Origin of the sequence: Neoroseomonas soli (assembly GCF_018129065.1) — a bacterium.
GTDB classification, from domain to species: Bacteria; Pseudomonadota; Alphaproteobacteria; order Acetobacterales; family Acetobacteraceae; genus Neoroseomonas; species Neoroseomonas soli.
Genome location: NZ_JAAEDM010000071.1, coordinates 1 through 24514, shown reverse-complemented (window position 1 = coordinate 24514; position 24514 = coordinate 1). Strand labels below are relative to the sequence as shown.

Sequence of the window (24514 nt, the reverse complement as noted above, 5' to 3'; positions counted from 1 at the left end):
CTTCCTGCGCGCGCCCCAGCCGGGCCTCGGCGGCGGTGCGGGCCTCGGCCGCGGATTGGGCGCGGGCGGCGGCTTCGGCGGCCTGCTCGGTGGCGGCCTCGGCGGCGCGCTCGGCCTCGCGGACGGCCTGTTCGGCAGCTTCCAGCGCGGCCTGGGCGGAAGCCTGCCGGGCGGGGAGGGAGGTCTCGACCGCCCGCAGCGCCTCGGCTTCCTGCGTCAGGCGTTCGCGTGCGGTGTCCGCGTCGCGGAGCACGCCTTCCGCATGGGTCAGGTCGCGCAGGATCTGCTTCAGCCGCGCCTCGGCGCCGTCCAGCGCCTCGCTGGCGCGGCGTTCCTCGGCTTCCAGCCCCTCGGTCTCGACGCGGCGGCGTTCGAGGGCGGTGCGCGCGGCGGCCTCCGCGGCGCGGGGTGCGGGGAGGGCCTGCTCGGCCTCGAAGGCGGCGATGGCGGCGCGTTCGGCCTCGGCCTCGGCGGCGCGGACGGCGGATTTCGCCTGGGCCAGCGCCTCGGTCGCATGGCGCGCGGCGGCCTCGGCACGGGCGGCGAGGATCGCCAGCCACTCGCCTTCCGCCTGCCGCACCAGCCCCGACAGGTTCCGGTAGCGGTTCGCCTGCCGGGCCTGCCGCTGGAGGCTCTGCCGCTGGGTGTCGAACTGGGTGAGCGTGTCCTCGGCGCGGGAGAGGTTGGTCTCCGCCTGCCGCAGTTTCAGTTCCGCTTCATGCCGGCGGGCGCGCAGGCCGGCGATGCCGGCTGCCTCCTCCAGCACTTGGCGGCGGTCCTCGGGCTTGGCCTGGATCAGGGTCGAGACGCGCCCCTGGCTGACCATGGCCGAGGCCCGCGCGCCCGAGCCGATGTCGGCGAACATGGTCTGGACGTCGCGCGCCCGGACTTCCTTGCCGTTCACCCGGAAGGCGCTGCCCTGGCCGCGGGTGATGCGGCGGACGATCTCCAGTTCCGGCTGGTCGCTGTTGGGCGGCGGCGCGAGGCCCTCCGCCTCCTCGAGATTGAGCGTCACCTCCGCGAGGTTGCGGCCCGACCGGGTGGCGGTGCCGGCGAAGATGACGTCGTCCATCTCCCCGCCGCGCATGGCCTTGGCGGAGGTCTCGCCCATCGCCCAGCGCAGTGCCTCGACCACGTTGGACTTGCCGCAGCCGTTCGGGCCGACGATGCCGGTCAGGCCCGGCAGGACCTCGACCGTGGTGGCCTCGGCGAAGGACTTGAAGCCGGCGATGCGGATCCTGGCCAGGGTCGCGCGCAGCGAGGCCATGCGCTGGGCTTCGCTGCGCGGCGCGCCCTCCTCCTCCTCCGGCTCGGGGGGCGCCGGGGGGAGGTGGCCGTCGGCCGTCACGGGGTCGCCGCCTCGCGGGCGAAGCGGTCGAAGGGAATGTTGCCGGAGACGACGCGGCGGCCGAAGACGAAGGTGGGTGTCGCCTGGATGTTGTACTCGCGCTCGCCCTGCTGGCGCTGGGCGAGGATGGCGCGGGCCAGGTCGTCATCGGCCCAGGCGGCCTCGAAGGCGGCGGGCGCCATGCCGGCCAGCGCCGCGATCTTGCCGATCTCCGCCTTGTGATCGATGCCGCGCGCATAGGCCCAGCGGTCCTGGGTAGCGAACAGCGCGGTGAGGAAGGCCTCGTAGCGGTCGGCGGGGAAGGCGCGGGCCACGGCATGGGCGCGCAGCGCGATCTGGTCCAGCGGGAAGTCGCGCCACACCATGCGGACCCTGCCGGTATTGACCAGTTCCGCCTTCACCTGCGGCCAGACCTCCCGATGGAAGGCGCCGCAATGGCTGCAGGTGAGGGAAAAGAACTCCTGCACCGTCACGGGCGCGTCGGCGCGGCCCATCGAGCGCTCGCCGAGGCGCGGATCGGTCGTCTGCGCCAGGACCGGCACGGCGGTCATGGCGCCGGCGGCGGCGAGCAGGGTGCGACGGTGGAACATGCGGTCGTGGTCTCCCAAGGTGCGGCCCCCGAAGGAGGGGCGTCCCGGCCTCATATGGGCGGCAGGGGGCCGGAACCAGGGACTCGGGCCCGCCTACCCCCTGTTCCGATAGACGCCGCGGCCCAATCTTTCCAGCGCTGCGCGCAACTCCGGCGAACCGACCTGTTCCAGGGCCGATTCGACGCGCTCCGGCAGGGTCACCGGCCGCGGCGGAGGCTTGCGCGGCGGGGCCGCGCCGGCCGGCGCCTGCTGGACGAAGCGGAAGCGGTCCACCGCCACCCGCCCGAGCGCCGCATTGATCCGCCCCGCCAGTTGCGGCGCCAGGTGTTGCAATTCCATCGCCACTGGCCCGGAACAGGCCAGCGTCAGCGTGCCGGATGCGAGCCGGAGCGGCCGCGTCACCGCGGCGAGCGCCGGCCCGACCAGCGCCGGCCAGTCCGCCATGATCTGCGCGCCCGCGGGGCTCTTGCGCTTGAAGGCCGGGCGCGTCAGGGCTGGCACCAGAGCGCCCACCGGCCTCGGCCCGCCCAGGAACCGCCTCCCACCCTCATCCCGTGCCATCCGTGATCCCTTCCGCCACCGAACTGCTCGCCTGGTATGACCGCCACCGGCGCGTCCTGCCCTGGCGTGCCGGCCCCGGCGAGGCGCGCGACCCATACCGCGTCTGGCTCTCCGAGGTCATGCTCCAGCAGACCACGGTGGCGGCGGTGGCGCCACGCTACGCCCGCTTCCTCGCCCGCTTCCCGACGATCGAGGCGCTCGCGGCGGCTGACTGGGCGGAGGTGGCGGAGGAATGGGCGGGCCTCGGCTACTACGCCCGCGCGCGCAACCTGCATGCCTGCGCCAGGGCCGTCGCGGCGGCGGGGCGCTTCCCGAACGACCGGGAGGGCCTGGCGGCCCTGCCGGGCATCGGGCCCTACACCGCGTCGGCCGTCGCCGCGATCGCCTTCGACGAGGCGGTGGTTCCCGTGGACGGCAATGTCGAGCGCGTCACCGCCCGCCTGCGCGCCGTCGAGGACCCGCTGCCGGGGGCCAAGCCGCGCCTGACGGCGATCGCCGCGCGCTTCATGGAGGACCCGGCGGCGCGCGCGCGGCCCGGGGATTTCGCGCAGGCGCTGTTTGACCTCGGCGCCACCATCTGCACCCCGCGCAGCCCGGCCTGTGGCCTCTGTCCCTGGCGCGACGCCTGCGACGCCCGCCGCGCCGGCATCGCCGAGACTCTGCCGCGCAAGGCCCCCAGGCGCGCCCGGCCGCTGCGCCACGGCGCGCATTTCCTGCTGCGGGACGCCGCCGGCCGGCTGCTGCTGCGCCGCCGGCCGGAGAAAGGCCTGCTCGGCGGCATGCTCGAACTGCCCGGCACGCCCTGGCGGGACGCGCCCTGGCCCGAGGCCGAGGCGCTGCCCCACGCGCCCCTCCCGGCCCCCTGGCGCCTGCTGCCCGGCATCGCCCGCCATGGCTTCACGCATTTCGAGCTGGAGATGGTGCTCTACGCCGCCGCCCTGCCGCCGCGCGCCGTGGGGCCCGCGGGCGAGTGGATCGCCCCCGCCGATGCCGCCCGCGCACTGCCGAGCGTCATGCGCCGCCTGCTCGCCCTTGCCCCCGGTGAATCCGCGCCGCGATAACGGGAGCCGCACCGGGCGGGAGCCGAGCCGATTCGCGCGCAGACGACGATCCTCGCCACCCTGCGCGACGCCGCCTGGTTGACGCCGGCGCGGGCGCGGCTGTGGTGCGGCGGGCTCGCCGTGGCGGTGCTGGCGGGCGTGCTGATCCTGGTGGGGACGACGCGGGACGGCATCGCCATCAACGGGCTGCCCGTCTCGGGCGACTTCCTCTCATTCTGGGCCGCATCGGACCTGCTGCTGGCGGGGCGGCCGGCGGATGCCTACCGGCCGGCGCTGCACGTCGCGGCGCAGGCGCGGATCTTCCCGGACATCGGCGTCTATTTCGCCTTCTTCTACCCGCCGGTCTTCCTGCTGCTCTGCGCGCCGCTGGCGCTGCTGCCCTACGGCGCGTCCGTGGCGGCGTGGCTGGCGGTGACGGGTGCGGCCTATGTCGCGACGATGCGGGCGCTGCTGCCGCGCTGGGGGCTGCTGCCGGTGCTCGCCTTCCCCGCGGGCCTCATCAACATCCGCTACGGCCAGAACGGGTTCCTCAGCGCGGCGATCTTCGCCGCCGCGGCGGCGTTGCTCGACCGTAGGCCGGTGCTGGCGGGCGTCATGCTCGGCGGGCTCGTCTACAAGCCGCATCTCGCGATCGCGGTGCCCTTCGTGCTGGCGGCGGCGCGGCGCTGGCCGGCCTTCATCGCCTGCGGGACGACGGCGGCGGGGCTCGCCGCGCTGTCTTGGCTGGTGCTGGGCGGCGAGACCTGGACGGCGTTCCGCGAAGGCTCCGACCTCGCGCGCCGGGCGCTCGAGGAAGGCTGGGTGTCGCCCGAGAAGATGATCAGCCTCTTCGCGGGCATCCGGTTGGCGGGCGGGCCGCTCTCCCTGGCCTGGGCGATGCAGGCGGTGCTGAGCGTGGCGGTGCTGGTGGCGGCGGTGCTCGCTGCACGGCGTCGCCCGGGCGGCATGGCCGAGGTCGCGATCATGGCCGCGGCGGCGATGCTCACGACGCCCTTCCTGCTCGACTACGACCTGGTGGTCACGGCGGTGCCGCTCGGCTGGCTGCTGCTGGCGGGCAGCCGCGCGGGTTTCCTCCCGTGGGAGAAGACGCTGCTGCTTGCCCTGTTCCTCTGGCCGCTGGTCGCGCGGATGGCGGTGGAGGCGACGCGCCTGCCGCTCGCCGCAGCGGCGGGGCTGGTGCTGCTCGCGCTGGTGCTGCGGCGTGCGCGGGCCGGAGAGGCGCAATGATCGCCTGGCTGCGCGACGCCGCCTGGATGACGCCGGAGCGGCTGCGCCTCTACGGCCTGCTCGGCGCGTTGCTCTCCCTGGCATTGCTCGCCGCCTTCCTGCGGGTGGTGCTGGGCGGGGACGGCTCGGTGCCGGGGGACGTGGATTTCGTCGCCTTCTACGCCGCCGCCCGGCTCGGCCTGGACGGGCCGCCGGAGGCCGCGTGGGACCAGGACCTGCACGCCGCGGCGCGCGACGCCGCGCTCGGCGCGCGGGCGAGGATCTATCCCTTCCTCCATCCCCCGACCTTCCTGCTGATCCTGCTGCCGCTGGCCTTGCTGCCCTATGGCGCGGCGATGGCGGCCTGGGTGCTGGGGACGGGTGCTGCGTTCCTCGCCGCGCTGCGCGCCTGGGGGGTGGGGCGATGGTCGCTGCTCGCCGCCGCCTTGTCGCCAGCGGCGGTGCTCAATGCGGCGCATGGGCAGACCGGTTTCCTGACCGCGGCGTTGCTGGCCGCCGCGGGGCTCGGGATCGGCGTGCGGCCGTGGCTCGCGGGCATCGGCTTCGCGCTGCTGGCGACGAAGCCGCAACTCGGCCTGCTGGTGCTGCCCGCGCTGCTCGCCGCCCGGCGCTGGGCCGAGATCGGCTGGGGCGCGGTCTTCCTCGGGCTGCATCTGCTCGCCACGCTCGCCCTCTTCGGGCCGCAGGCCTGGCGGGACTTCGCGGGGCTCGGCCTCGCCTACCAGGAGGTGGTGCGCGGCGGCACGCTCGCGGCCTGGAAGCTGCAGAGCGTGGCGGCCTTCGCGACGACCGCGGGGTTCGGCGGCGCGGCGGCCATGATGCTACAGGGCGTGGTGGCGATCGCGGTGATGGTCGCGGTCGCCGCGATACTGCGCCGCCGCCCCGGCGGGCGCGCCGAGGCGGCGGCGATCGGCGCCGGCCTGCCGCTCGTGACGCCCTACATCCTCATGTACGACCTGGTGATCCTGCTGTTGCCGATGGCCTGGGTGATGACCGAGGCACAACGGACCGGCTTCCTGCCATGGGAGAGGATCGTGCTGCTGGCCGCCCTGGTGGTGCCCGGCGTGGCGCTGGTCGCGGGGCTCGGCGCCGGGATCTCGGTCACGGCGCCGGTCGCCGCGGCCCTGCTCGCCGTCGTGCTGCGTCGGATCGGCGCGGGCCGGAGCGGCACCTAGTGTCCTGCCCGCTTCGTTCGCTGGACTTCCAGCGAGTAAAGCGGGTGAGCGGGCCACTCAGAACAAGAAGCCAGTGGCCTGAGAACGAAGTCCGCGGGACTTCGGGCTCGCGACGCTGGGCCGCCGGCAGACCTCGGCTAGCCGCGCATCCGCGCCAGGACGAAGACGACGCCGACCAGCACCGCCGCGATCCCGCCGCCCACGATCAGCATGGCCGATTGCTGCAGCACCGCCACGGCGGGCACGGAAGCGCCGAGCACCGCCCCCACCGCAATGATCCGCCACGACCCGGCATGCACGCCGGCGACGAAGGTGCCGAGGCCAAGGAGCAGCAGCAGCCCGATCTCGGTCGCGTTGTCGTTCACGACGCCGCGCACGGACGGCATGAAGAGCAGCAGCATCGCCGCGAGGAAGGCCGCCCAGTGCGCCGCCTGGGTCCAGACGAGTTGCAGGCGCATGCCCCGCCCCGCCGCACGGTTCCAGCCGGCGGCGACGCAGAGCAGCCCGAACAGCGGCGCCATGATCTGCCAGTAGAGGAGGTTCGGCTGCTCCGAGGCGCCGGCATAGGTGACGCCGCCGAAGCCCGCGAGGAGCATGGCGAGATAGGGCGCCTCGGCGAGCAGGGCGCGGCCCCAGGACCGCGGTGCCTCGGGCGCGGGCGCCGGAGCCGGGGCGCCTTGCGGCGCCGCGGCGGCGATGCTGTCGCTCATGGGTCTGTCCTCTCGCGCCGCCTCATGCCTCGCGCAGCACGTCCGCGCGGAGCTCGTCGATCACGCGCAGCCGGCCGTCGCGCGCCTCCACGTGCCAGAACAGCCACCCGTTGCAGGAGGGCGCCTCCTGCACCGCCGCGCCGACCTTGTGGATCGAGCCGGCGGCAAGGCCGCAGCGCAACGTGCCGTCGGCACCGACCACCGCCTCCCATCGCCGCTGGCGGTCGAAGAGCCTGCTGCCGGCCGGCACCAGTCCGCGCTCGACCAGCGTGCCGAAGGGGATGCGCGGCTGCTCCTTGCGCGAGGGCAGCGCGGCCGCGGCGTCCTCCGGGGCGGGCTCGACGGCATCGATGCGAGCCTTCGCGGCGTCCGCGTAGGACTGTTCGCGCTCGATCCCGATGAAGCGGCGGCCGAGGCGCCTCGCCACCGCCGCCGTCGTGCCGGAACCGAGGAAGGGATCGAGCACCACCTCCCCCGGCGAGGTACAGGCGAGGATGACGCGATGCAGCAGCGCCTCCGGCTTCTGCGTCGGGTGCAGCTTGGTGCCCTTCTCGTCGCGCAGCCGCTCACCGCCGGTGCAGAGCGGGATCAGCCAGTCGCTGCGCATCTGGAGGTCGTCGTTCAGCGCCTTCATGGCCGCGTAGTTGAAGCGGTAGCGGCTTTCGGGTCCGCGCGCGGCCCAGACCAGCGTCTCGTGCGCATTGGTGAAGCGACGGCCGCGGAAGTTCGGCATCGGGTTCGACTTGCGCCAGATCACGTCGTTCAGGATCCAGTAGCCGAGGTCCTGCAGCGCCGTGCCGAGCCGGAACACGTTGTGGTAGGCGCCCATCACCCAGATGGTGCCGTCCTTGCGCAGCACGCGGCGGCATTCGGACAGCCACTCGCGCGTGAAGGAATCATAGGCGCCGAGGTCCGCGAAGCGGTCCCACTCGTCGTCCACGCCATCCACGATGGAATCATCCGGCCGGCGCAGCGTGCCCTTCAACTGCAGGTTGTAGGGCGGATCGGCGAAGATGGCATGGACGCTGGCCGGCGGCAGGTGCCGCAGCCACGCGATACAGTCCCCGACCAACACCTGGTCGAGCGGCAGATCGATCGACGTGCCCACCCGCGAAACCCCGTTCCCCAACGCGAAGACCGCAGAATCGCTTGTGCGACTCGGCGGGTCAAGCGCGACGCGCGTAGCCGGGCGACAAACACGCCCGGTCCACCGGCCCGAAGCCGCGGCGGTGGTGGGGGCTCGGGCCAAGGCGCGCCAAGGCCTCGAGGTGCGCCGGCGTCGGGTATCCGGCGTGGCGCGCGAAGCCATAGCCGGGCCAGCGCGGATCGAGCCGGGTCATTGCGCGGTCACGGACGACCTTCGCGAGGATCGACGCCGCCGCGATGGACAGCGACAGCCCGTCCCCGCCCACCACGCAGCGCACGGGGCAGGGCAGGGGCGGCGGCCGGTTGCCGTCGACCAGCGCGAGGTCGGGCACCACCCCGAGCCGCGCCAGCGCGCGGCCCATGGCGAGATGCGTGGCGCGGAGGATGTTGCGCGCGCCGATCTCGGCGGATGACGCGGCGCCGATGCCGAAGCGCAGCATCCCATCCGCGGCCGCCTCGCGCAGCCCGGCGAAGGCGGCGTTCCGCCTTGCCGCGTCGAGGCGCTTCGAATCATCGATCAGCGCCGCGAGCGCATCATGCGGCGGGGCGAGGAAGATCACCGCCGCCGCGACGACGGGCCCTGCAAGCGGGCCGCGGCCGACCTCGTCCACGCCCGCCACGCAGCCCTGGCCGGTTTCCAGCGTGAAGTCGGGTCGCCTGCGTCGCATGGCCGCGTGTCTAGCACGCGCCGGCGGTCCGGTCCTCAGTCCGCCGCGAAGCAATAGAGCAGCCCCGCGCCGCCCGTTCTGCGCAGCCGGGGCATGCTGCATCCGTCCGAGGCGTGCGCGGCGTTCCACGACATCGTGGTCGCCGGATCTCCGGTGCCGGTGCGGTCGTGGTGACCGAGCATGGCCGAGCCGTCTTCCCCACCCAGCGTCCAATTGCCGCAGGTCATGTCCTGCCCGGCCGGGAAGGCGCGGCCATCGGCCTGCGACCCGGTCAGGATGTCATGAATGTTCGGCGTGTCGCCCCGCCCGTTCACCACTGCACCGCGCTCGGTCAGCGCGGTCTGCTTGTTGAGGTTGTTGGCATCGCTGTGCAGGTCGTCGACGCTGCGCGCGATGACGGTGCCTGCCGTATTCTGCCAGGGGCCGCGGCCGATGCGGTCGCGCGCATTGACCGCCGGCTGGCCGCCCGTCGCCATGGTGCTGAGATAGGCGCGCCAGTTCCGCCCGCCGGCGCCCGCGGCCTGCGCCAGAGCCTGGCAGTGCCGGTCGGCGCCTTCGAGCCCGCCGAGATTCGCCCCCTGCCCGGGATTGGCGCTGGTGACGAAGAAAGTCATGGCCGCGGGTCCCGTGCCCGACTGCTGGGCGGAAGCGGTCAGGCCAAGCCCGATCACCGCGGAAGCCGCCATGAGAACCGGGGTGAAACGCATCGTCGTCTTCCTCCGTTCCTTGGGCGGTTCCGGGACCGCCGGTTCGAGATTGGCACATTCGCGGCCGGCGGGGAGTGCGTTCCGCGTGGCGTGATGTCGCGCCGATGCGCGGGTTCCCCACCTCGGCACCGGGCACTAGGCTCCCGGGCCGGGACGGAGAGGAGGACGCCATGACGATCGCGACGCAGGCCCGGAAAGCATCCCCGCAGCGCATGCGTGCGGCGGCCTTCTGCGAGCGCTACGGCCTCGCCGTGCCTATCCTGCTTGCGCCGATGGCGGGATCGACGCCGCCCGCGCTTGCCGCCGCGGTGGCCAATGGCGGCGGCATGGGTGCGCTCGGCGCGCTGAACACCCAGCCCGAGGGCATCGCCGAATGGGCCTCGGCCTTCCGCGCGCGGAGCAACGGCGCCTTCCAGGCGAACCTCTGGATCCCCGACCCGCCGCCCGTGCGCGATGCGGCGCGGGAGGCGGCGATGGCCGAGTTCCTCGGCCGCTTCGGTCCGCGCCCGGCCGTTCCTGAGGGCCCTCTCCTGCCGGATTTCGCCGCGCAGTGCCGCGCCATCATCGAGGCCGGGCCGGCGGTGATCTCCTCGATCATGGGCGTCTTCCCGCCCGATGTCGTCGCCGCGGCCAAGGCGCGCGGCATCGCCTGGTTCGCCTGTGCGACAACCCTGGCCGAGGCGCGCGAGGCCGTCGCCGCCGGGGCCGATGCCATCGTCGCGCAAGGGTCCGAGGCCGGCGGCCATCGCGGCGCCTTCGACCAGGCGGCGGCGGATACGCAGCAGACCGGCAGCCTGGCGCTGATCCCGCGCTTCGCGGATGCGCTCGACGTGCCCGTCATTGCGACGGGCGGCATCGGCGATGCGCGTGGCATCGCGGCGGCGCTCACGCTCGGCGCGAGCGCGGTGCAGATCGGTACCGGCTACCTGCGCTGCCCCGAAGCGGGCCTGCATCCCGCATGGTCGGCCGCGATCGCGGACGCCGAGCCCGAGGGCACGGCGTTGACGCGGATGTTCTCCGGTCGGCTCGGGCGCGGCATCGCCAATGCTGTCACGCGCGCCGATGCGCCGCCCGCGGCGGCCTATCCGGTGCAGCGCGCGCTCTTCGCGCCCGTGCGCGCGGCGGCGGAGAAGGCAGGCAATGCCGACGCGATGCAGATGTGGGCGGGGCAGGCGGCGCGGCTCGCGGCGGCGGAACCGGCCGGGGCGCTGACCGCCCGGCTCTGGGACGAAGCGCAGGCGCTGCTGCCGTAAGGCGCGGGGGAGGGGAACCTCCCCCCGACGGCCGACATCCGCTCGCCAACAAACGCGTCTCAGTCGAGCGTCTGCCGATACCGCGTCGCCGCCAGGATCAGGGCCGCCAGCAGGAAGGCCAGCATCGGCCAGATATCCGGCCAGCTGTCGGCCAGGCCGTTCCCCTTCAGCATCACGCCGCGCACCACGCGCAGAAGGTGCGTGAGGGGCAGCACCTCCCCGATCATCTGCGCCCAGTCCGGCATGCCGCGGAACGGGAACATGAAGCCCGACATCAGGATCGAGGGCAGGAAGAAGAAGAAGCTCATCTGCATCGCCTGGAGCTGGTTCCGCGCCACGGTCGAGAACAGGAACCCCACCGCCAGGTTCGCCACGATGAAGACCAGCAGCCCGACCGCGAGAACCACCGGTGGCCCCGCCATCGGCACGCCGAACAGCAGGCGCGCCGCGCCCAGGATGACGAGCACCTGGAGGCCGCCGACCAGCACGAAGGGCGCGAGCTTGCCGAGCATCACCTCGGTCGGCCGGACCGGCATCGAGAGCAGGTTCTCCATCGTCCCCCGCTCGCGTTCCCGCGTCATGGCGAGCGAGGTCATGATGATCATGGTCATGGTCAGGATGGTGCCCATCAGCCCGGGCACGATGTTGTACTGGGTCAGCCCCTCCGGGTTGTAGCGACGGTGCACGCGCACATCGACCGCGGGCGGGACGCGCGCGAGCGTCAACAGCGGCCCATCCAGCAGCGGGGTGAGCGCGCCCTCGACGATCCGTTCGATCGCGCCCACGGCATTGCCCGTCGCGGCGGGGTCGGTCGCATCCGCCATCACCAGCAGCGCCGGCCGGTCGCCGCGCATCAGCTGCCGTTCGAAGCCGGCGGGGATCTCCACGGCGAACTGCACCTCCCCGCGCGCGAGCATCCGGTCGAGTTCCGCCACGTCCCCGGCGATCACGGTCACGCGGAAATAGGTGCTGGTCTGCAGCCCCGCCACGATCGCGCGGCTGAAGACGCTGTTGTCCTGGCTGAGCACCGCCGTCGGCAAGTGGCGCGGGTCGTTGTTGATCGCGTAGCCGAACAGAATCAACTGGAGGAGCGGGATGCCGACCATCATCGCGAAGGTCAGCCTGTCGCGCTTCAGCTGGATGAATTCCTTCACCACGACGGCCACCAGCCGGTGCCATGCGAAATGCGGGCGCTTCATCGCCGCGCTCCGGCGTGGTTGTCGGCCGCTTCGGCCATCAGGTGGATGAAGGTGTCCTCCAGCGACGGCTCGCCGCGGTTCCAGGCGAGCGACGCTTCCTCCCGGTAGGGCGCGATCGCGGCGTCGAGCCGCGCCGCATCCGCGCCGCTGACATGCAGCGTCGCGCCGAACGGGGCGACCATCTCTACCCCAGGCCGCCCTTCGAGTTCGCGCGCCAGCGCGGCGATGCGCTGCTCCGGCCCGCTCACATGCCAGGTCGAGAGGCCCGAGGCGCGCACCACTTCCTCCACCGTGCCCACTGCCAGCAGCCGCCCATAGGCGAGGTAGGCGATGCGGTGGCAGCGCTCGGCCTCGTCCATGTAGTGCGTGCTGACCAGCACGGTCATGCCGCCGGCGGCGAGCGCGTGGATCTCGTCCCAGAATTCCCGCCGCGCCTTGGGATCCACGCCGGCGGTCGGCTCGTCGAGCAACAGCAGGTCCGGTTCGTGCAGGACGCAGGCGGCAAGCGCCAGGCGCTGCTTCCATCCGCCCGACAGCGTGCCCGCCAACTGGTCCCCGCGCGTCGCGAGGCCCAGCCGGTCCAGCGCCGCGTCCACCTTCGCCCGGCGCCCCGCCAGCCCGTGCAGTCGCGCCACGAAGTCGAGGTTCTCCCGGATGGTCAGGTCCTCGTAGAGGCTGAACCTCTGCGTCATGTAGCCGACGCGCTGCTTGATGGCCCAGGACTCGCCGAGGATGTCGTAGCCGAGGCAGGTGCCCTTCCCGCCATCCGGCACCAGCAGGCCGCAGAGTATGCGGATCGTCGTCGTCTTGCCGCTGCCGTTCGGGCCGAGGAAACCGTGGATCTGCCCGCGCTCCACGTCGAGGTCGAAGCCGTCGACCACGACCTTGTCGCCGAACCGCTTGGTCAGGCCGCGCACCGAGATCACCGGCGTCCGGGCCTCGCCGCTCACGGCTGGCTCCGCACCGTCACGGGCTGGCCCGGGGCGGGGGCGCCGGGGATGGGCGCGATGATGGCTTCGACCCGCCAGACCAGTTTCGCCCGCGTTTCCCGGCTGTAGATGATGGGCGGCGTGTACTCGGCCTCCTGCGCGATGCGGCTGATGCGCGCTGTCAGGTTCGCCGGGCAACCGGAGCATTCGACAGCGACGGCAGCGCCCGTCTGCAGGCTGGCGCGCTGCGCCTCGGGCACGAAGAACACCACCTTTGTCGCGTCAGGCGGCAGCAGGCTGACGACCGTGCCGCTCCCCGGCACCCATTCGCCCGGCCGCCGTATGACGTCGTCCACCACGCCGGCCGCGGGGCTGGTGACCCTGCGCTGCGCGAGCCGCCATTCGGCCTGGGACAGCGCCCCGCGTGCCGCCTCGACCGCGGCGCGGGCGGCGGCGATCCGGTCGGCCCTGGCGGGCAGGCGGGCCGTGGCGAGGTCCGCGGTGATGCGGTCGCGCCGTGCCCGGGCCTGCTCCGCCGTGGCGCGCGCCTGGTCCAGCTGCGCCTCGGCGCTGACGCGGGACCGCGCGAGCTGTTCCTGCCGGGCCAGTTGCAGGTTCGCCAGTTCGAGCGTCGCCGCCGCCTCGGCGAGCTGCGCCTCGATGGAGGCGATCTCGTCGGGGCGCGCGCCTTTCAGGAGATCCGAAAGCTCGCTCTCCGTCCTGGCGACGGTCGCGCGCGCCTCGATCGCCGCCGCGCGCTGGAAGGCGTCATCGAGCGTGAAGAGCAGCGCGCCGGCTTCCACTCGCGCGCCCCTGGCGACCGGGACCTCCACCACCCAGCCGGCCTCGGGCGCGGCCATGCGGAGGAAGTCGGCATCGACATAGCCTTGATAGCCGGGGCTTTCCCGCTGCTCGTCGCAGCCGCCGAGCGCCAGGGTCAGCGGCAGGGCCAGCAGGAGCAGCAGCCTCGCGTGGCGGCTCATGGCGCGCCTCCCGACGCATCGGCGGCGATGGAACGCAGGAACAGATCGAGATGCAGGCGCAGGAGGTCGGCCGGCGGCACCGGCGCATCCTCCACGGGAACGAAGGTGGTCTGCCACAGGGCTGCGACAATGACGGGCGCCAGGAACAGCCGGGCGGTCAGCGCCGCGTCGAGGCGCCTGAACTCGCCATGCGCCATCCCGGCTTCGAGGACGCCGGACACGAGGGAGAGGGCTCGCCCGATGACCTCGTGGCGGTAGAAGCGCGCCATCTCGGGGAAGTTGCCCGCTTCCGCCAGCACCAGCTTCGGCACCGCGACCAGCCGCGCATCGCCGGCGATCTCGCCGAATGCCGTGACGAGCAGGCGCAGCCTGTCCGCGCTGGACCGCTCCTCGTCGGCGATGGCGGCCTCCATCCTTTCGATGTTGGGCAGGAGGTTGGCGCGGACCATCGCCTCGAACACCGCCTCCTTGGAGGGGTAGTAGAGGTAGATCGTGCCCTTGGAGACGCCGGCCCGCGCCGCGATGTCGTCCATCCGCGTGGCTGCGAAACCCTTCTCGCGGAAGGTGTCGAGCGCGGCCGAGAGCAACTCGCCCGGGCGGGCTTCCTTGCGGCGCAGGCGGGGGCGGGCGGGCGATCCCATCGAGACCCTGGAATGACTGACTGGTAAGTCATTTAGGAATGGAAGGGAGGGGCGTCAAGCGGCCAGGTGCCGCCCCGGGCAACCTAGCGGGCGGCGCCCCGGGGCAGCAGGAGCCAGCCGGCGAGACCCAGCGCCAGCGCCGCCCCCAGCACGCCGAAGCCGGCGCGGTAGGCGGCTTCGGGCCGCACGCCGCCGGCCTCCGGGAACAGGCCGACCACGGCGCCCACCAGCATCGGCAGCAGCGCGGAACCCAGCACCTGCGCGAGGTTCACCGTCGTCGCGCCTCGGCCCACGAGGTGATCGGGAAACAGCGACCGGCCCTCTGCCACCACCAGCACCGGGTAGGCGGAGAACAGCACCAGCAGCACCAGCAGCATCAACGCGGCACCGAGCGGCGCCCCATGCCACAGCGCCAGCGCGGCCAGCGTCGCCACCGCCAGCGCCGCCCCCGCCGTCACGATCGGCCGCCGGCTGCCGGCCATCCTCTCGAGCGGCCCCAGCAGCAGCAGCCCCGCCGGCATCGCGGCCCCCATCGCCGCCAGCGCCCAGCCGCGGCCCGCCGCGTCCAGCCCATGCACCTCCGCGAGATACGGTCCGGCCCAGAGCCCGATCACCGTCGCCGCCGCGGCATAGGCGACCAGATGCATCGACAGCACCCGCGCCAGGCCCGGCAGCCGCCAGATCGACACCTGGCCGAGCAGCGCCTGCTTCAGTGTTTCGGCCTCGCGATGGGGCGGTGGCCGGTCCGGCGGGTCGTCCCGCACCAGCCGCCACCACAACACGCCGCACGCCGCCGTCAGCAGCGCCGAGCCACCGAGCGCGCCGCGCCACCCCAGCAGCCCCGCCAGCGCGGCGAGCGGCGCGCCGGCCAGCAGGATGCCCATCTGCGACACCGCGAAGACCCGCGACAGCGCCAGCGTCATCGCCGCCCCCGAGTGCCAGCGCGCGCAGAGCACCACCGCCGCCATGAAGGACGCCGCCGAGCCGAGCCCGAGCACGAACCGCGCCGCGAGCAGCGTCGTCCCGTCCGTCGCGAGGGCCTGCCACCCCGCCCCCGCCACCGCGAGGCCCGCCAGCGCCGCCACCGTGCGCCGCGGCCCCGCGCGGTCGAGCGCGATGCCCACCGGGATCTGCGCCACCAGCAGCGCGGCGAAGAACATCCCGTTCGCCGCGCCCAGCACCGCCGGCGTCAGCGCGAGATCCGCCGCGAGATCCGGCGCCACCACGCCGAGCGCGGCGCGGTGGAACTGGCTCAGCCCCGTCATCGCCGCGAGGGCGACCATCAGCGCGGCCGCGGCACTCATGCCGCGAGGTCGAGCCCGAGACCGTCCTTGAGCCCACGCGCGCCTTCGGGCGTCAGCACCAGGCGCCGGCGCGCGAGGATGTCGTCCTCCGCCTGCGCCGGCAGCCGGCGCAGCCAGCCGCTCGCGATCCAGGCGGAGGCGATCTCCCGCCCCAGCCCGCCGGCGAGGTGCGGCCGGCGCTCGGACCAGTCCATGCAGTCGCAGGCGAAGCGCGGTGCCGTCTCGGCGCGCGCGAGATCGACGCCGGTCGCCTCCAGCCGCACCCGCCCGTCGCGCGAGGCATCCCAGCCGCCGGGCACCGGCGTTAGCCAGCCTTCGCCCGTCAGCCGCAAATGCAGCGCGACGCCGAGCCGCCCGGCGAGATGGTTCCAGCAGAGCCGCGCGCGGCGCGCATCCTCCCCGTGCTTCCACTGCCGCACCGGAGCGATGCGGGTGGCGAGGCCGCCCAGCGTCTCGATCGCCGCCGCCACTTCCTCGGAGGCCAGGCGGTGGTAACGGTGCCGGCCCTGGGGGTGGACGAGCAGCAGCCCGCCCTCGGCCAGCCGCGCGAGGTGCCCGCTCGCGGTCGCCGCCGTCACGCCGGCGACGCGGGCGAGCTCGCCGGCGGTCAGCGCCTCGCCCCCCATCAGCGCGGCGAGCATGCGCGCGCGCGCCGGATCGGCGATCAGCGCGGCGATGGCGGCGAGGGGGCCAGGGGCGGTCGGGTCGGTCATGGTGCGATCCTATCGCGCCTTCGCCGCGGACGCTTCGGGCCACGGCGAAGCATCCTGCGCATAATCGTGCGACAAGGGCATCAGCAGGGGGAGGGCGCGCATGATCGCCGTGATCTTCGAGGTGGAACCGGCCGAGGGGCGGGAGGCGGACTACCTCGCCATCGCCGCAGCGATGCGGGAGGAACTGGTGAAGCAGCCGGGCTTCGTCTCGGTGGAACGCTTCCGCAGCATCACCAATCCGGGGAAGCTGCTTTCGCTCTCCTTCTGGGAGGACGACGAGGCGGTGCGCAACTGGCGCTGCCATGTCGGACACCGCGGCGCGCAGGCGGCGGGGCGCGGCGGCGTGTTCGCCGGCTTCCGGCTGCGCGTCGCCGGCGTGCTGCGGGACTACGGGATGTCCGAGCGACGGGAGCAGGCGCCGGCGGACAGCAACGCGCATTTCGCGATCTAGCGTCACGCGGAGGCGCGCGAGGGCCACGCGGCAACCGCGGGTTGCCTGGGCCTGCGCGATGTGCGCGGCCGGCGCGGCGGCGCCGGCCCGGCACGACACGGCCCGCACGGATGGCCGGTTTGTAATAGCGAAGCGGTGAGCCAGCGGCGTAACGTTCGACCTCGGCGCCGGCCTGCCAGCCGGGCCGCGGAGACGGGGAGACCCGGCATGCCCCGCCATGTCGTCGAGGGCGCGCAGCTGATGTGCAGCTTCGGCACCACGCCCTCGGTCCTGGGCGTGCCGCCGAAGAACCGCGCCTGGAGCACGACACCCTGCGCGACCATCCTCGACAACATGCCCATGGCGAACATCAAGCCCTTCGGCATGTGCATGAGCATCGCGAACCCGCAGGTGGCGGCCGCAACTTCGGCGGCGCTCGGCGTGCTGACGCCGCAGCCCTGCATCCCCTGCACCATGGCGCCGTGGTCGCCGGGCGTGCCGGCCAACACCATCGCCGGGGTGCCGATCCTGAACGACACCTCGACGCTGACGTGCAACTGGGCCGGGGTCATCACCATCGTGGATCCCGGCCAGCAGACCGCCTTCGTGCCGTGAGCGGCCAGGAGACGGTCCATGGCGCTGAAGCAGGCCAAACGCTTCCTCATCATCGATACCATCCTCGGCAACCCGGCCGGTGAGGACGAGGACGACAACTTCCTGCTGATCCAGTTGCGCGGCGCGGAGGGCATCTCCTTCCCCTATGCCTACGACGTCACGCTGGTCGGGCCGAAGAACGGGCGGCCGGCGGCGTCGCGCCTGATTGGCTCCCGCGTGCGGTTCGGCATCAAGCACGTCATCAACGAGGGCGATGACGAGACCTTCGACCACATCCAGCGCCACGGCGTGATCGAGTCCTTCGCCGAGATCGGTCCGCTCGGCGACTTCCGCGGCTACACGGCCCGGATCGTGCCGGCCTTCCGGCTGACCGCCTACGAGACGCGCTTCCGCGTCTTCGAGGACCGGACGCTCGAGGAGGTGCTGCGCGAGGTGCTGCGCCCCTATCCCGAGATCGAGCTCAACACCAATGCGCTGAAGGACGATCCCGGCCCGCGCATCCCCTATTGCGCCCAGTTCGGCGAGAGCACCTTCAACTTCGTCCACCGCCTGCTCGACCGCTTCGGGCTTTTCTACCGGTTCGAGCACGAGCTGAACGACAAGCACGAGGTCATGGTGTTGGGCAGCCGCCGCACGGTTCCGCCGGGCAATGTCGGCGTCTTCGACATCGGTGCGGGCGACCCGGCGGCGGGCCGCGTGACGGCGTTCCGCAAGACCTTCTCGGTCGCGACGCGGGTCGCCAAGGTCGGCAACTTCAACGAGATCAACCCCGCCACGCCCTTCCGCGGCCAGGCCGAGATCGCGCCCGCCTACGACCTCATGGGCGAGCATCCGGCGCACGAGGCCGAGGCCTTCCCAACGCCGGTGACGGTGGCGCCGGAGCCGAAGGACTACGCCGAACTGCGCATGCGCCAGAACGAGGGCGGCGTCTTCGGCGTCACCGGCCAGGCGAAGGATGCGCGCTTCCGCGCCGGGCGCACCTTCATCGTGAACCAGGATTCCACCATCCCGGACGGCGCGCCCGACAAGGGGGAGACGGGCAAGACCTTCCTGCTCAAGACGGTGTCGATCTTCGCTTTCGACAACAGCGCGCTGATCAGCAGCGGCAAGCGGGTCCTCGACATATTGCTGAAGCTCCTCGGCCTCGGCGGCAGCGGTACCGACGATGCGACGGCGGGTGCCGCGCAGGCGCTGCTGGACCAGGTCAAGAAGGACGTCGATTCCGGCAAGGAGATCTTCGCCTGGCTCGACAAGCAGGCGGGTGCGAAGAACCCCTCCGGCCTGCCGGACCTGGTCGGCAATGCGCTCGGCCTAGGCGGTTCGGCCGTCGCCGGGGCGGTGCCGCTGGTCGTCGCCACCGCCAAGGCGGTGAAGGACGTCATCGAGAAGTTTCTCGCCACGCCGTCCGGCCTGTCCTGCGCCTTCGAGGGGCTGCCGTTCGACTCTCCCTTCCTGCGCGACGTGCTGCCGACGCCCGCGGCGACGAAGCCGATCGCCTATGGCCCGCACCTCGCGCTGGTGGTCGGGCCGGACGGCATCGACAATTCGACGCGCGACATCTTCACCGATGCGCTCGGCCGCGTGCGCATCCGCTTCCCGTGGGACCCCGGGCCGGACAACCCCAACGACCCGATCGGCAAGGATGCGATCCTGACGGGACGCAACACCTGCTTCGTGCGCGTCTCCGACGGCTGGGCCGGCGAAAGGCTCGGCCTGCAGTTCATCCCGCGCATCGGGCAGGAGGTGGTGGTCGGCTTCATCGACGGCGACCCGGAGCGCCCGATGGTGGTCGGCCGCGCCTACAACGCCCGCGGCGGCACCAGCCACCTGCCCTTCCTGCCGGCCACCGCGCAGGGCAAGCAATTGTCGAAACCCGCCGACCTCAAGGGCACCGAGACCGACCAGGCGACGCGCAGCGGAATCCGGTCCAAGACGACGCCGCGCAAGCCGGAAGGGCAGTCCGGCTTCCACATGCTGCGCCTCGAGGACAAGCAGGGGGAGGAGCAGTTCCTCATCCGCTCCGAAAAGCGGATGGACCAGACCGCCTTCGGGTCGCGCTTCGACACGACGCACGGCAACCTGCACATGCTCATCGGCGGCGGCAAGCAGGAGGAAGGCAAGCCGCCGCCCGGCGGGGCCTTCTTCACCACCGCGGGCGGGGAGGTAGACCTCCATGTCGGCAAGGACCAATACGAGAACATCGACGGCGAGATCAACCTGACGGCCAAGGGCAACAAGGTCTCGGACATCGGCCAGGCGTGGTTCACCTACGCGAGTAACAACATCGCCTTCAGCGGCGACGAGATCATCCTGCAGGCGAAGAAGAAGATCACGCTGCGCGTCGGTTCGGCGAGCGTGGTGATCACGCCGTCCTGCGTCTATTGCGACGGCGCCTTCTACAAGGAACAGCAGGGTGGCTCGCCCACGGCCCTGGCCGACATCGATCTGACCGATGCCGCCGATGCGTCCCAGGCCGACCCTGGCGAGCCGCCCGATTTCGTCGCGAGGCTGCCCAAGGGGGGCGGCGGGCCGCGGCGCAAGCACAGCAAGGGCCCGAAGAAGACCGCCTTCCTCACCCGCGCCGACGACGGGACGCTGATGGTGGGCGCGGAGGACGCACCGCAGAGCAACCTCCGCATCAAGTCAGACTCGCCCGAATTCACCGACCGGGTGGTCGATGACCTGCTCACGCTCAACGACAAGGGCCAAGGGGGGAAGATCAACGCCGCGATGGAGGGCAAGAAGCCGGTCGTGATCACCGAGCCTGATTCGCTCACGAACCCGCCGACGGCCAGCACCAAGCCGGACAGCATCCCGGATTCCACAGGCGCGGGCGAGCCGACCGGCCGCTTCGACAAGGACGGCAACATGGAGCGCGGCACCGGCACGGGGTCGGGGTCCAACGTCACCTACGATCCGACCGACTGGCCCCGGACGGGCGATCCGAACTCGCCGACGAGCGACCAAAAGCTGGGTGAGTTGCTGGACGACGCGAACACCAACCAGAAGGGCGAGGGCAAGGCGGGCCGCTTCGGCGGCCAGGTGCCGCCCGCGGCGCCGCCACCGGCGCCAGGCTCGGGTTCCGGCTCCGGCGGCGGGGGCGGTGCAGGCGGTGGACCTTCGGGATCGGGCGGCGGAGGGGCTCCTGCCAGCGGCACCGGCGCCGGTTCGCGCGCGCCCGACAAGCCGCCCGATCCGCCGGCCGGGCCATGAGCGCCGTCGGAAAGGGGTGAAACGCCATGGACACGACCATCGTCAGCGGCGCGCTGCACCTGCTCTGCCAGCCGAACAAGGTCGGCTGCGCCTTCACCTTCGCCTATCGCTGCGAGAACCGCGGTGCGGTCCCCCTCTATGTCATGGACGCCATGCCGCAGGTCGACCACGAGACCCATGCCGTGACCGCCAACCCACAGGCCGTGGTGGTGATCCGGCGCGCCGACGGCGTCGCGCTGCTTGGCAAGTTCATCGCGCCGTTGCCGCAGGACCGCGTGGTGATGGCACCCGACCTGCCGCTCTGCACGCGCCTCGACCCCGGCCAGGCGATCGATCGCGAACTCCAGGTGCCGCTGCCCTTCGCGGAGACCAGCCCCTATTTCCCCGACCTTCGCCTGCGCGAATACGAACTCGCCGAGGTCTCGGGCATCGTCTTCGCCATCGGCTTCTTCGCCGCCGACACGCAGGGGCTGTTCGCCGCGCCGGCCGCCTACGCGCCGGAATACCATGTACTGTCACCGACGCGCGCACCGGTCGTCGCCGGGATGGCCTGGCAGGCGCTGCCGGTGAAGCGGCTCGAGATCCTGCGCCGCAAGGATGCCTTCCCGCGGGAGATCAAGTCCCACGAGGCGTGGTGAGGGCGGGCCGTCGCGGGCATCGCGCGGTGCGCGACGTCCCGAGCGTCGGCGTCACTCCAGCCCCTGGGCGAAGGCGGCCTCGCAGGTCTCCGCGCGCGGCCGGTCGGCGCGCAGCGCCTCCTCCCGCCGGTCGACCGCGGCGAAGAAGGGCTCCTGCTGGCGCGGCGCACCCGTGGCGTTGATCTCCACGCCGAGGAAGCGCCCCTCCCGCGCGAGCCGCACCTGCGGATGGCGCGGCCCGGACTGCCAGAGCCCCCGGATCCAGGCCGAGAAGCGCGCATTCTCCCAGAAGGAGAGGTCGATGCCATCGCCCTCCCAGCTGTAGCCGCCGCGATCGAGCGGATCCCGCCGGTAGACCAGAACCGCCACCCCGCGCAGCGGCGTCTGGATCCCGGCCTCGAAGATGGTGGTGCCGATCAGGCCGAAGCGCGAACGGATCCGATCGACCAGCCCCTCCGTCGCGGCGCCGACGAAGGAGGACCGCTCCCCATGGAGCAGCAGGTCGTAGAGCGTGTAGCGCGCGGCCATGGCGCGCGCCGCGCCCACGCGCTCGTCGCAGCCGACATGCTCCCACGGGATCCGCACGCGGCTGTGCGAGGCGCGCCAGAACTCCAGCGGCCCGAGGGCTTCCGGCTCGGTGGGTGGCGGGCCTGGCGGCGGCTCGGTGACGAAGGGGATGACGCCCGAGGCCTGCAGCCAGCTCATGGCGAAGGCGGCGCAGCCGGAGCCCGTCCCCTTGAAGGTCCGGTTGAGCAGGGAGCCGAAGCGGTTGTGCCCGCCGCGCGCGATCAGTTCCACGAAGTGGGCGAGCGCATCCGTCCCGTTGCGCAGGGGGACGCGCACGCGCGCGAAGACGACGTTGCCGTTCTCGAGCAGATGTTCCGGCCCGGTGTTCCTGCCGCGGACCGGGCGGAAATAGAGCCCGTCGACGACGCGCAGCCGCCGCTGCCGCAGCGCCAGTTCCCGCGCCACCTCCGCCGCCGTGTTGAGCCGGCCCGGCTGCGGCGTCAGCAGCACGCCGCCGATGCCAAGCTCGCGCCCGATGGTCAGGTTGAGCAGTTCCGCGTCGCTGCGCTGGATCGTCGTCATCCCGGTCAGGATGGTCGGGTAGCCCGGCACCTCCACCTTCACGAGGAAGTGGCCGACCGGGTGGCTCGCGACGGGGACCGGCCGCGGATCCTCGGTGCGGACGACGCTGACGATGTTCGCGTAGGTGGACTTCACCAGGTTCGCGGGGTCGCGGAAGTCGATGCTGCGGTCGATGCCCGGCTGGCGGGAGGGCAGGCCGGTCAGCGGCGGATCGATCTGGTAGAGGGTGATCGTCGCCTCGTCCTGCCCGGGCGCCGGATCCGGCAGCGTGACGTCGGTGGCCGCCGGCACGTCCGGGTCCTCGATGGTGTCGTGCGAATGGGCAATGGCGCGCAGGTCCACGCGGTCCTCGCCGACCAGGAAGACGCCGTCGCCGAGGTGCCGCACGCGGCGTCCCGTCGCCGTGATGTCGGCCGAACCGGCGGGCGGAGCCCCGCGCTCGAGGATGCCGGGGGCCACGGCGTCGGCGATCGCCTCCGCGAACCGGTCCGTCGCTACGTCGCGCGGCGCGTGGGAGACGACGGCGAGCCGCGTCCTGCGCCAGCCGCGCTCGTGCAGGCTGGCGATGGCGAGCGGGCCGTCATGCATCGCCGGCGGCGCGAGGTCCGGGCCGTTCCACTGGATCACCTTGAGCCGCAGCACGAGCGGCGGCCTCTCCGCCGTGCCAGGGGCGGCGTCGATGCCACGCCGGCGCAGCGCCGCCACGACATCGTCGCGCAGGCGGCGCAGGGCCTGGCCGTCACGGTCCTGGCCGGTCTCGTCCTCGGGCTCGGCGACGCCGACGGCCGCCTGCGGTCCCGGCGGTCGCACCACCGCCTCGCACCCCGCGCAGGCGAGGGTGAGGGCAAGCAGGTCTCGCCGGCGCGGATCCCTCGGCATGACGCCACGCATAATCGCCAGTCGCGCCGTGCCGATTGATCCGGCGCAAGCCCCGCCGGCCGCGACGGCCTACCGCCGGAGCCAGCCGGCCAGCCGCGCGGGCGCCGCCGCCATGTCGGCCTCCGTCCCGCAATAGGAGAAGCGCAGGAAGCGGTTGCCGCGACCACGGTCGAAGTCGAGCCCCGTGGTTGCGGCGATGCCGGCGTGTTCGAGCATCTCGGCGCAGAAGGCGGCGCTGTCGTTGGTCAGGTGCCCGACGTCGCACCACAGGTAGAAGGCGCCGTCGGCCGCGGCGATGTCGGTGAACCCCGCCTTCGGCAGGCCCGCCAGCAGCGCGGCGCGGCTGCGGGCATAGGCGGCCTTGTTGGCCTCCAGTTCCTCGGTGCAGTCCATCGCGGCTTCCGCCGCCACCTGCGCGACGTGGGGCGCGCTGATGAACATGTTCTGCGCCAGGCACTCGACCGGGCGCACCAGGTCCTCGGGCAGCACCAGCCAGCCGATGCGCCAGCCGGTCATGGACCAGTATTTCGAGAAGGAATTCACCACCACCGCGCTGCCGCTGAAGGACGCGGCGGTGCTCTCGGCCACCGTGCCCCAGGTCAGGCCGTGGTAGATCTCGTCGCTGATCAGCCGCACGCCGTTGGCGTGGCACCAGCGCGCGATCGCCTGCAGTTCGGCCGGCGCCAGCATGGTGCCAGCCGGATTGCAGGGGCTCGCGACGATCAGCCCCTCCGGTCGCGGGTCCATCTTCTCCAGCATCGCGAGCGTCGGCTGGAAGCGGGTCGATGCGTCGCAGGGCAGCAGCACCGGCTGCATCCCGAGCGCGGTCAGGATGTTCGCATAGGGCGGGTAGAAGGGCGCCGCCATCGCGACGCGGTCGCCCGGGTCGAAGGCCGCGAGGAAGGCGAGGGGGAAGGCCCCCGAGGCGCCGACCGTCACGGCGATGCGCGTTTCCGCGACCTCCACGCCGTAATGGTCGCGGTAGTGCCGCGCGATGCGCGCGCGCAGGGTGCGCAGGCCGAAGGCTTCCGTGTAGCCCATCGGCTCGCCGGCCTGGAGCGCGCGGATCGCTGCCTCCCGCGCGCCGAGCGGGGCGCCGGTGCCGGGCTGGCCGACCTCCATGCGGATGATGCCGGGCGCGCCCGGCGGGAGGCTGGCGGCGCGCGCATTGGCCGCCGCGATCACGTCCATCACCAGGAAGGGGGGCGCATCCGCTGCGCGGCCGACCTTCATCATGCGCGAACCCCGCGCGTCACCGCGCGAAGCTGCCGATGGCGACGCCGCCGCCGCGCGGATCCGCCGCCGCGGAGCAGGCCGCGCTGCCCCCGGGCGCATAGGTCGGGCAGGAGATCAGCAGCCCGCGTCCCGGATCCGGCACGTCGGAGAAGGTCGCGGCCGGCGCCACGCGGCGCAGCGCCGCCGCCAGGGTGCCACC

General features: G+C 73.0%; 23 protein-coding genes and 1 pseudogene. 8 read left to right on the top strand and 16 right to left on the bottom strand.

The features are described 5' to 3' along the window. The 3 genes from GXW76_RS19865 to GXW76_RS19855 all read right to left on the bottom strand — a co-directional run. The coding region (locus GXW76_RS19865) for an AAA family ATPase (protein ID WP_338151004.1) at positions 1-1348 on the bottom strand (1348 nt) is incomplete at its 3' end. Continuing rightward, positions 1345-1938 (bottom strand): DsbA family protein, encoded by a 594-nt coding sequence (locus GXW76_RS19860; protein WP_211863841.1) that lies wholly within the window; start codon positions 1936-1938, stop codon positions 1345-1347. The genes GXW76_RS19865 and GXW76_RS19860, both read right to left, overlap by 4 nt. 93 nt (positions 1939-2031) lie before the next feature. Further along, complete coding sequence (locus GXW76_RS19855; protein WP_338151003.1) at positions 2032-2439, bottom strand: DUF721 domain-containing protein; 408 nt, start codon at positions 2437-2439, stop codon at positions 2032-2034. A gap of 62 nt (positions 2440-2501) precedes the next feature. Between GXW76_RS19855 and GXW76_RS19850 the strand changes: the two genes are divergently transcribed. The 3 genes from GXW76_RS19850 (at position 2502) to GXW76_RS19840 (ending at position 5962) form a co-directional block, all read left to right on the top strand. After that, positions 2502-3560, top strand: coding sequence for an A/G-specific adenine glycosylase (locus tag GXW76_RS19850; protein ID WP_211863839.1), 1059 nt, complete (start codon positions 2502-2504; stop codon positions 3558-3560). A 78-nt stretch (positions 3561-3638) separates the two neighbouring features. Further along, complete coding sequence (locus GXW76_RS19845) at positions 3639-4787, top strand: glycosyltransferase family 87 protein (protein WP_211863838.1); 1149 nt, start codon at positions 3639-3641, stop codon at positions 4785-4787. After that, positions 4784-5962: a glycosyltransferase 87 family protein gene (locus GXW76_RS19840; RefSeq protein WP_211863837.1), complete on the top strand. Its 1179-nt coding sequence runs from the start codon at positions 4784-4786 to the stop codon at positions 5960-5962. Before GXW76_RS19845 ends, GXW76_RS19840 begins: the two co-directional genes overlap by 4 nt. A 137-nt stretch (positions 5963-6099) precedes the next feature. Here GXW76_RS19840 and GXW76_RS19835 read toward each other — a convergent pair whose 3' ends face one another. The 4 genes from GXW76_RS19835 to GXW76_RS19820 are packed head-to-tail and all read right to left on the bottom strand — an operon-like array spanning position 6100 to position 9193. Beyond that, positions 6100-6672, bottom strand: a complete 573-nt coding sequence (locus GXW76_RS19835) for a hypothetical protein (RefSeq protein WP_211863836.1) — start codon at positions 6670-6672, stop codon at positions 6100-6102. A 22-nt stretch (positions 6673-6694) separates the two neighbouring features. Then, complete coding sequence (locus GXW76_RS19830) at positions 6695-7780, bottom strand: site-specific DNA-methyltransferase (protein WP_211863835.1); 1086 nt, start codon at positions 7778-7780, stop codon at positions 6695-6697. A 58-nt stretch (positions 7781-7838) separates the two neighbouring features. Beyond that, entirely contained in the window at positions 7839-8486 is a 648-nt protein-coding gene (locus tag GXW76_RS19825) for a ribonuclease HII (RefSeq protein WP_211863834.1), read from the bottom strand. A gap of 35 nt (positions 8487-8521) precedes the next feature. Then, positions 8522-9193, bottom strand: a complete 672-nt coding sequence (locus GXW76_RS19820) for a hypothetical protein (RefSeq protein ID WP_211863833.1) — start codon at positions 9191-9193, stop codon at positions 8522-8524. A 170-nt stretch (positions 9194-9363) separates the two neighbouring features. On the opposite strand from GXW76_RS19820, the gene GXW76_RS19815 reads away from it, so the two are divergent. After that, complete coding sequence (locus GXW76_RS19815) at positions 9364-10446, top strand: NAD(P)H-dependent flavin oxidoreductase (protein WP_211863832.1); 1083 nt, start codon at positions 9364-9366, stop codon at positions 10444-10446. A 59-nt stretch (positions 10447-10505) separates the two neighbouring features. Here the strand turns inward: GXW76_RS19815 and GXW76_RS19810 are convergent, their stop codons facing one another. The 6 genes from GXW76_RS19810 to GXW76_RS19785 form a co-directional block, all read right to left on the bottom strand. Next, positions 10506-11645 carry an ABC transporter permease gene (locus GXW76_RS19810; protein WP_211863831.1) on the bottom strand — a complete coding sequence of 380 codons (1140 nt, stop codon included), beginning with the start codon at positions 11643-11645 and terminating at the stop codon, positions 10506-10508. Further along, on the bottom strand, positions 11642-12595 hold the full coding sequence (locus tag GXW76_RS19805) for an ABC transporter ATP-binding protein (RefSeq protein WP_211863830.1): 954 nt from the start codon (positions 12593-12595) through the stop codon (positions 11642-11644). The genes GXW76_RS19810 and GXW76_RS19805 overlap by 4 nt, the downstream gene beginning before the upstream one ends. Further along, positions 12592-13557 carry an HlyD family secretion protein gene (locus GXW76_RS19800; protein WP_211863829.1) on the bottom strand — a complete coding sequence of 322 codons (966 nt, stop codon included), beginning with the start codon at positions 13555-13557 and terminating at the stop codon, positions 12592-12594. Before GXW76_RS19800 ends, GXW76_RS19805 begins: the two co-directional genes overlap by 4 nt. Further along, on the bottom strand, positions 13554-14198 hold the full coding sequence (locus tag GXW76_RS19795; protein WP_211863828.1) for a TetR/AcrR family transcriptional regulator: 645 nt from the start codon (positions 14196-14198) through the stop codon (positions 13554-13556). Before GXW76_RS19795 ends, GXW76_RS19800 begins: the two co-directional genes overlap by 4 nt. An 83-nt stretch (positions 14199-14281) precedes the next feature. Continuing rightward, complete coding sequence (locus GXW76_RS19790) at positions 14282-15502, bottom strand: MFS transporter (protein ID WP_211863827.1); 1221 nt, start codon at positions 15500-15502, stop codon at positions 14282-14284. Next, positions 15499-16215 carry an ArsR/SmtB family transcription factor gene (locus GXW76_RS19785; protein ID WP_211863826.1) on the bottom strand — a complete coding sequence of 239 codons (717 nt, stop codon included), beginning with the start codon at positions 16213-16215 and terminating at the stop codon, positions 15499-15501. The genes GXW76_RS19790 and GXW76_RS19785 overlap by 4 nt, the downstream gene beginning before the upstream one ends. A gap of 100 nt (positions 16216-16315) precedes the next feature. On the opposite strand from GXW76_RS19785, the gene GXW76_RS19780 reads away from it, so the two are divergent. The 4 genes from GXW76_RS19780 (at position 16316) to GXW76_RS19765 (ending at position 21111) form a co-directional block, all read left to right on the top strand. After that, the gene (locus tag GXW76_RS19780) at positions 16316-16666 is read left to right on the top strand and encodes an antibiotic biosynthesis monooxygenase family protein (RefSeq protein WP_211863825.1); all 351 of its coding nucleotides are present in this window, start codon (positions 16316-16318) and stop codon (positions 16664-16666) included. 207 nt (positions 16667-16873) lie between these two features. Continuing rightward, on the top strand, positions 16874-17260 hold the full coding sequence (locus GXW76_RS19775; RefSeq protein ID WP_211863824.1) for a DUF4280 domain-containing protein: 387 nt from the start codon (positions 16874-16876) through the stop codon (positions 17258-17260). Positions 17261-17278: 18 nt separating this feature from the next. Next, the gene (locus GXW76_RS26040) at positions 17279-20473 is read left to right on the top strand and encodes a type VI secretion system Vgr family protein (RefSeq protein ID WP_211863823.1); all 3195 of its coding nucleotides are present in this window, start codon (positions 17279-17281) and stop codon (positions 20471-20473) included. Between the two features lie 26 nt (positions 20474-20499). Continuing rightward, complete coding sequence (locus tag GXW76_RS19765; protein WP_211863822.1) at positions 20500-21111, top strand: hypothetical protein; 612 nt, start codon at positions 20500-20502, stop codon at positions 21109-21111. Between the two features lie 51 nt (positions 21112-21162). Here GXW76_RS19765 and GXW76_RS19760 read toward each other — a convergent pair whose 3' ends face one another. From GXW76_RS19760 to GXW76_RS19750, 3 genes and pseudogenes are all read right to left on the bottom strand, one after another. Further along, positions 21163-23079 carry a hypothetical protein gene (locus tag GXW76_RS19760; protein ID WP_211863821.1) on the bottom strand — a complete coding sequence of 639 codons (1917 nt, stop codon included), beginning with the start codon at positions 23077-23079 and terminating at the stop codon, positions 21163-21165. Between the two features lie 69 nt (positions 23080-23148). Next, on the bottom strand, positions 23149-24315 hold the full coding sequence (locus tag GXW76_RS19755; RefSeq protein ID WP_211863820.1) for a pyridoxal phosphate-dependent aminotransferase: 1167 nt from the start codon (positions 24313-24315) through the stop codon (positions 23149-23151). 16 nt (positions 24316-24331) lie between these two features. Next, a pseudogene (locus tag GXW76_RS19750) lies at positions 24332-24514 on the bottom strand (gamma-glutamyltransferase); the annotation flags it as partial.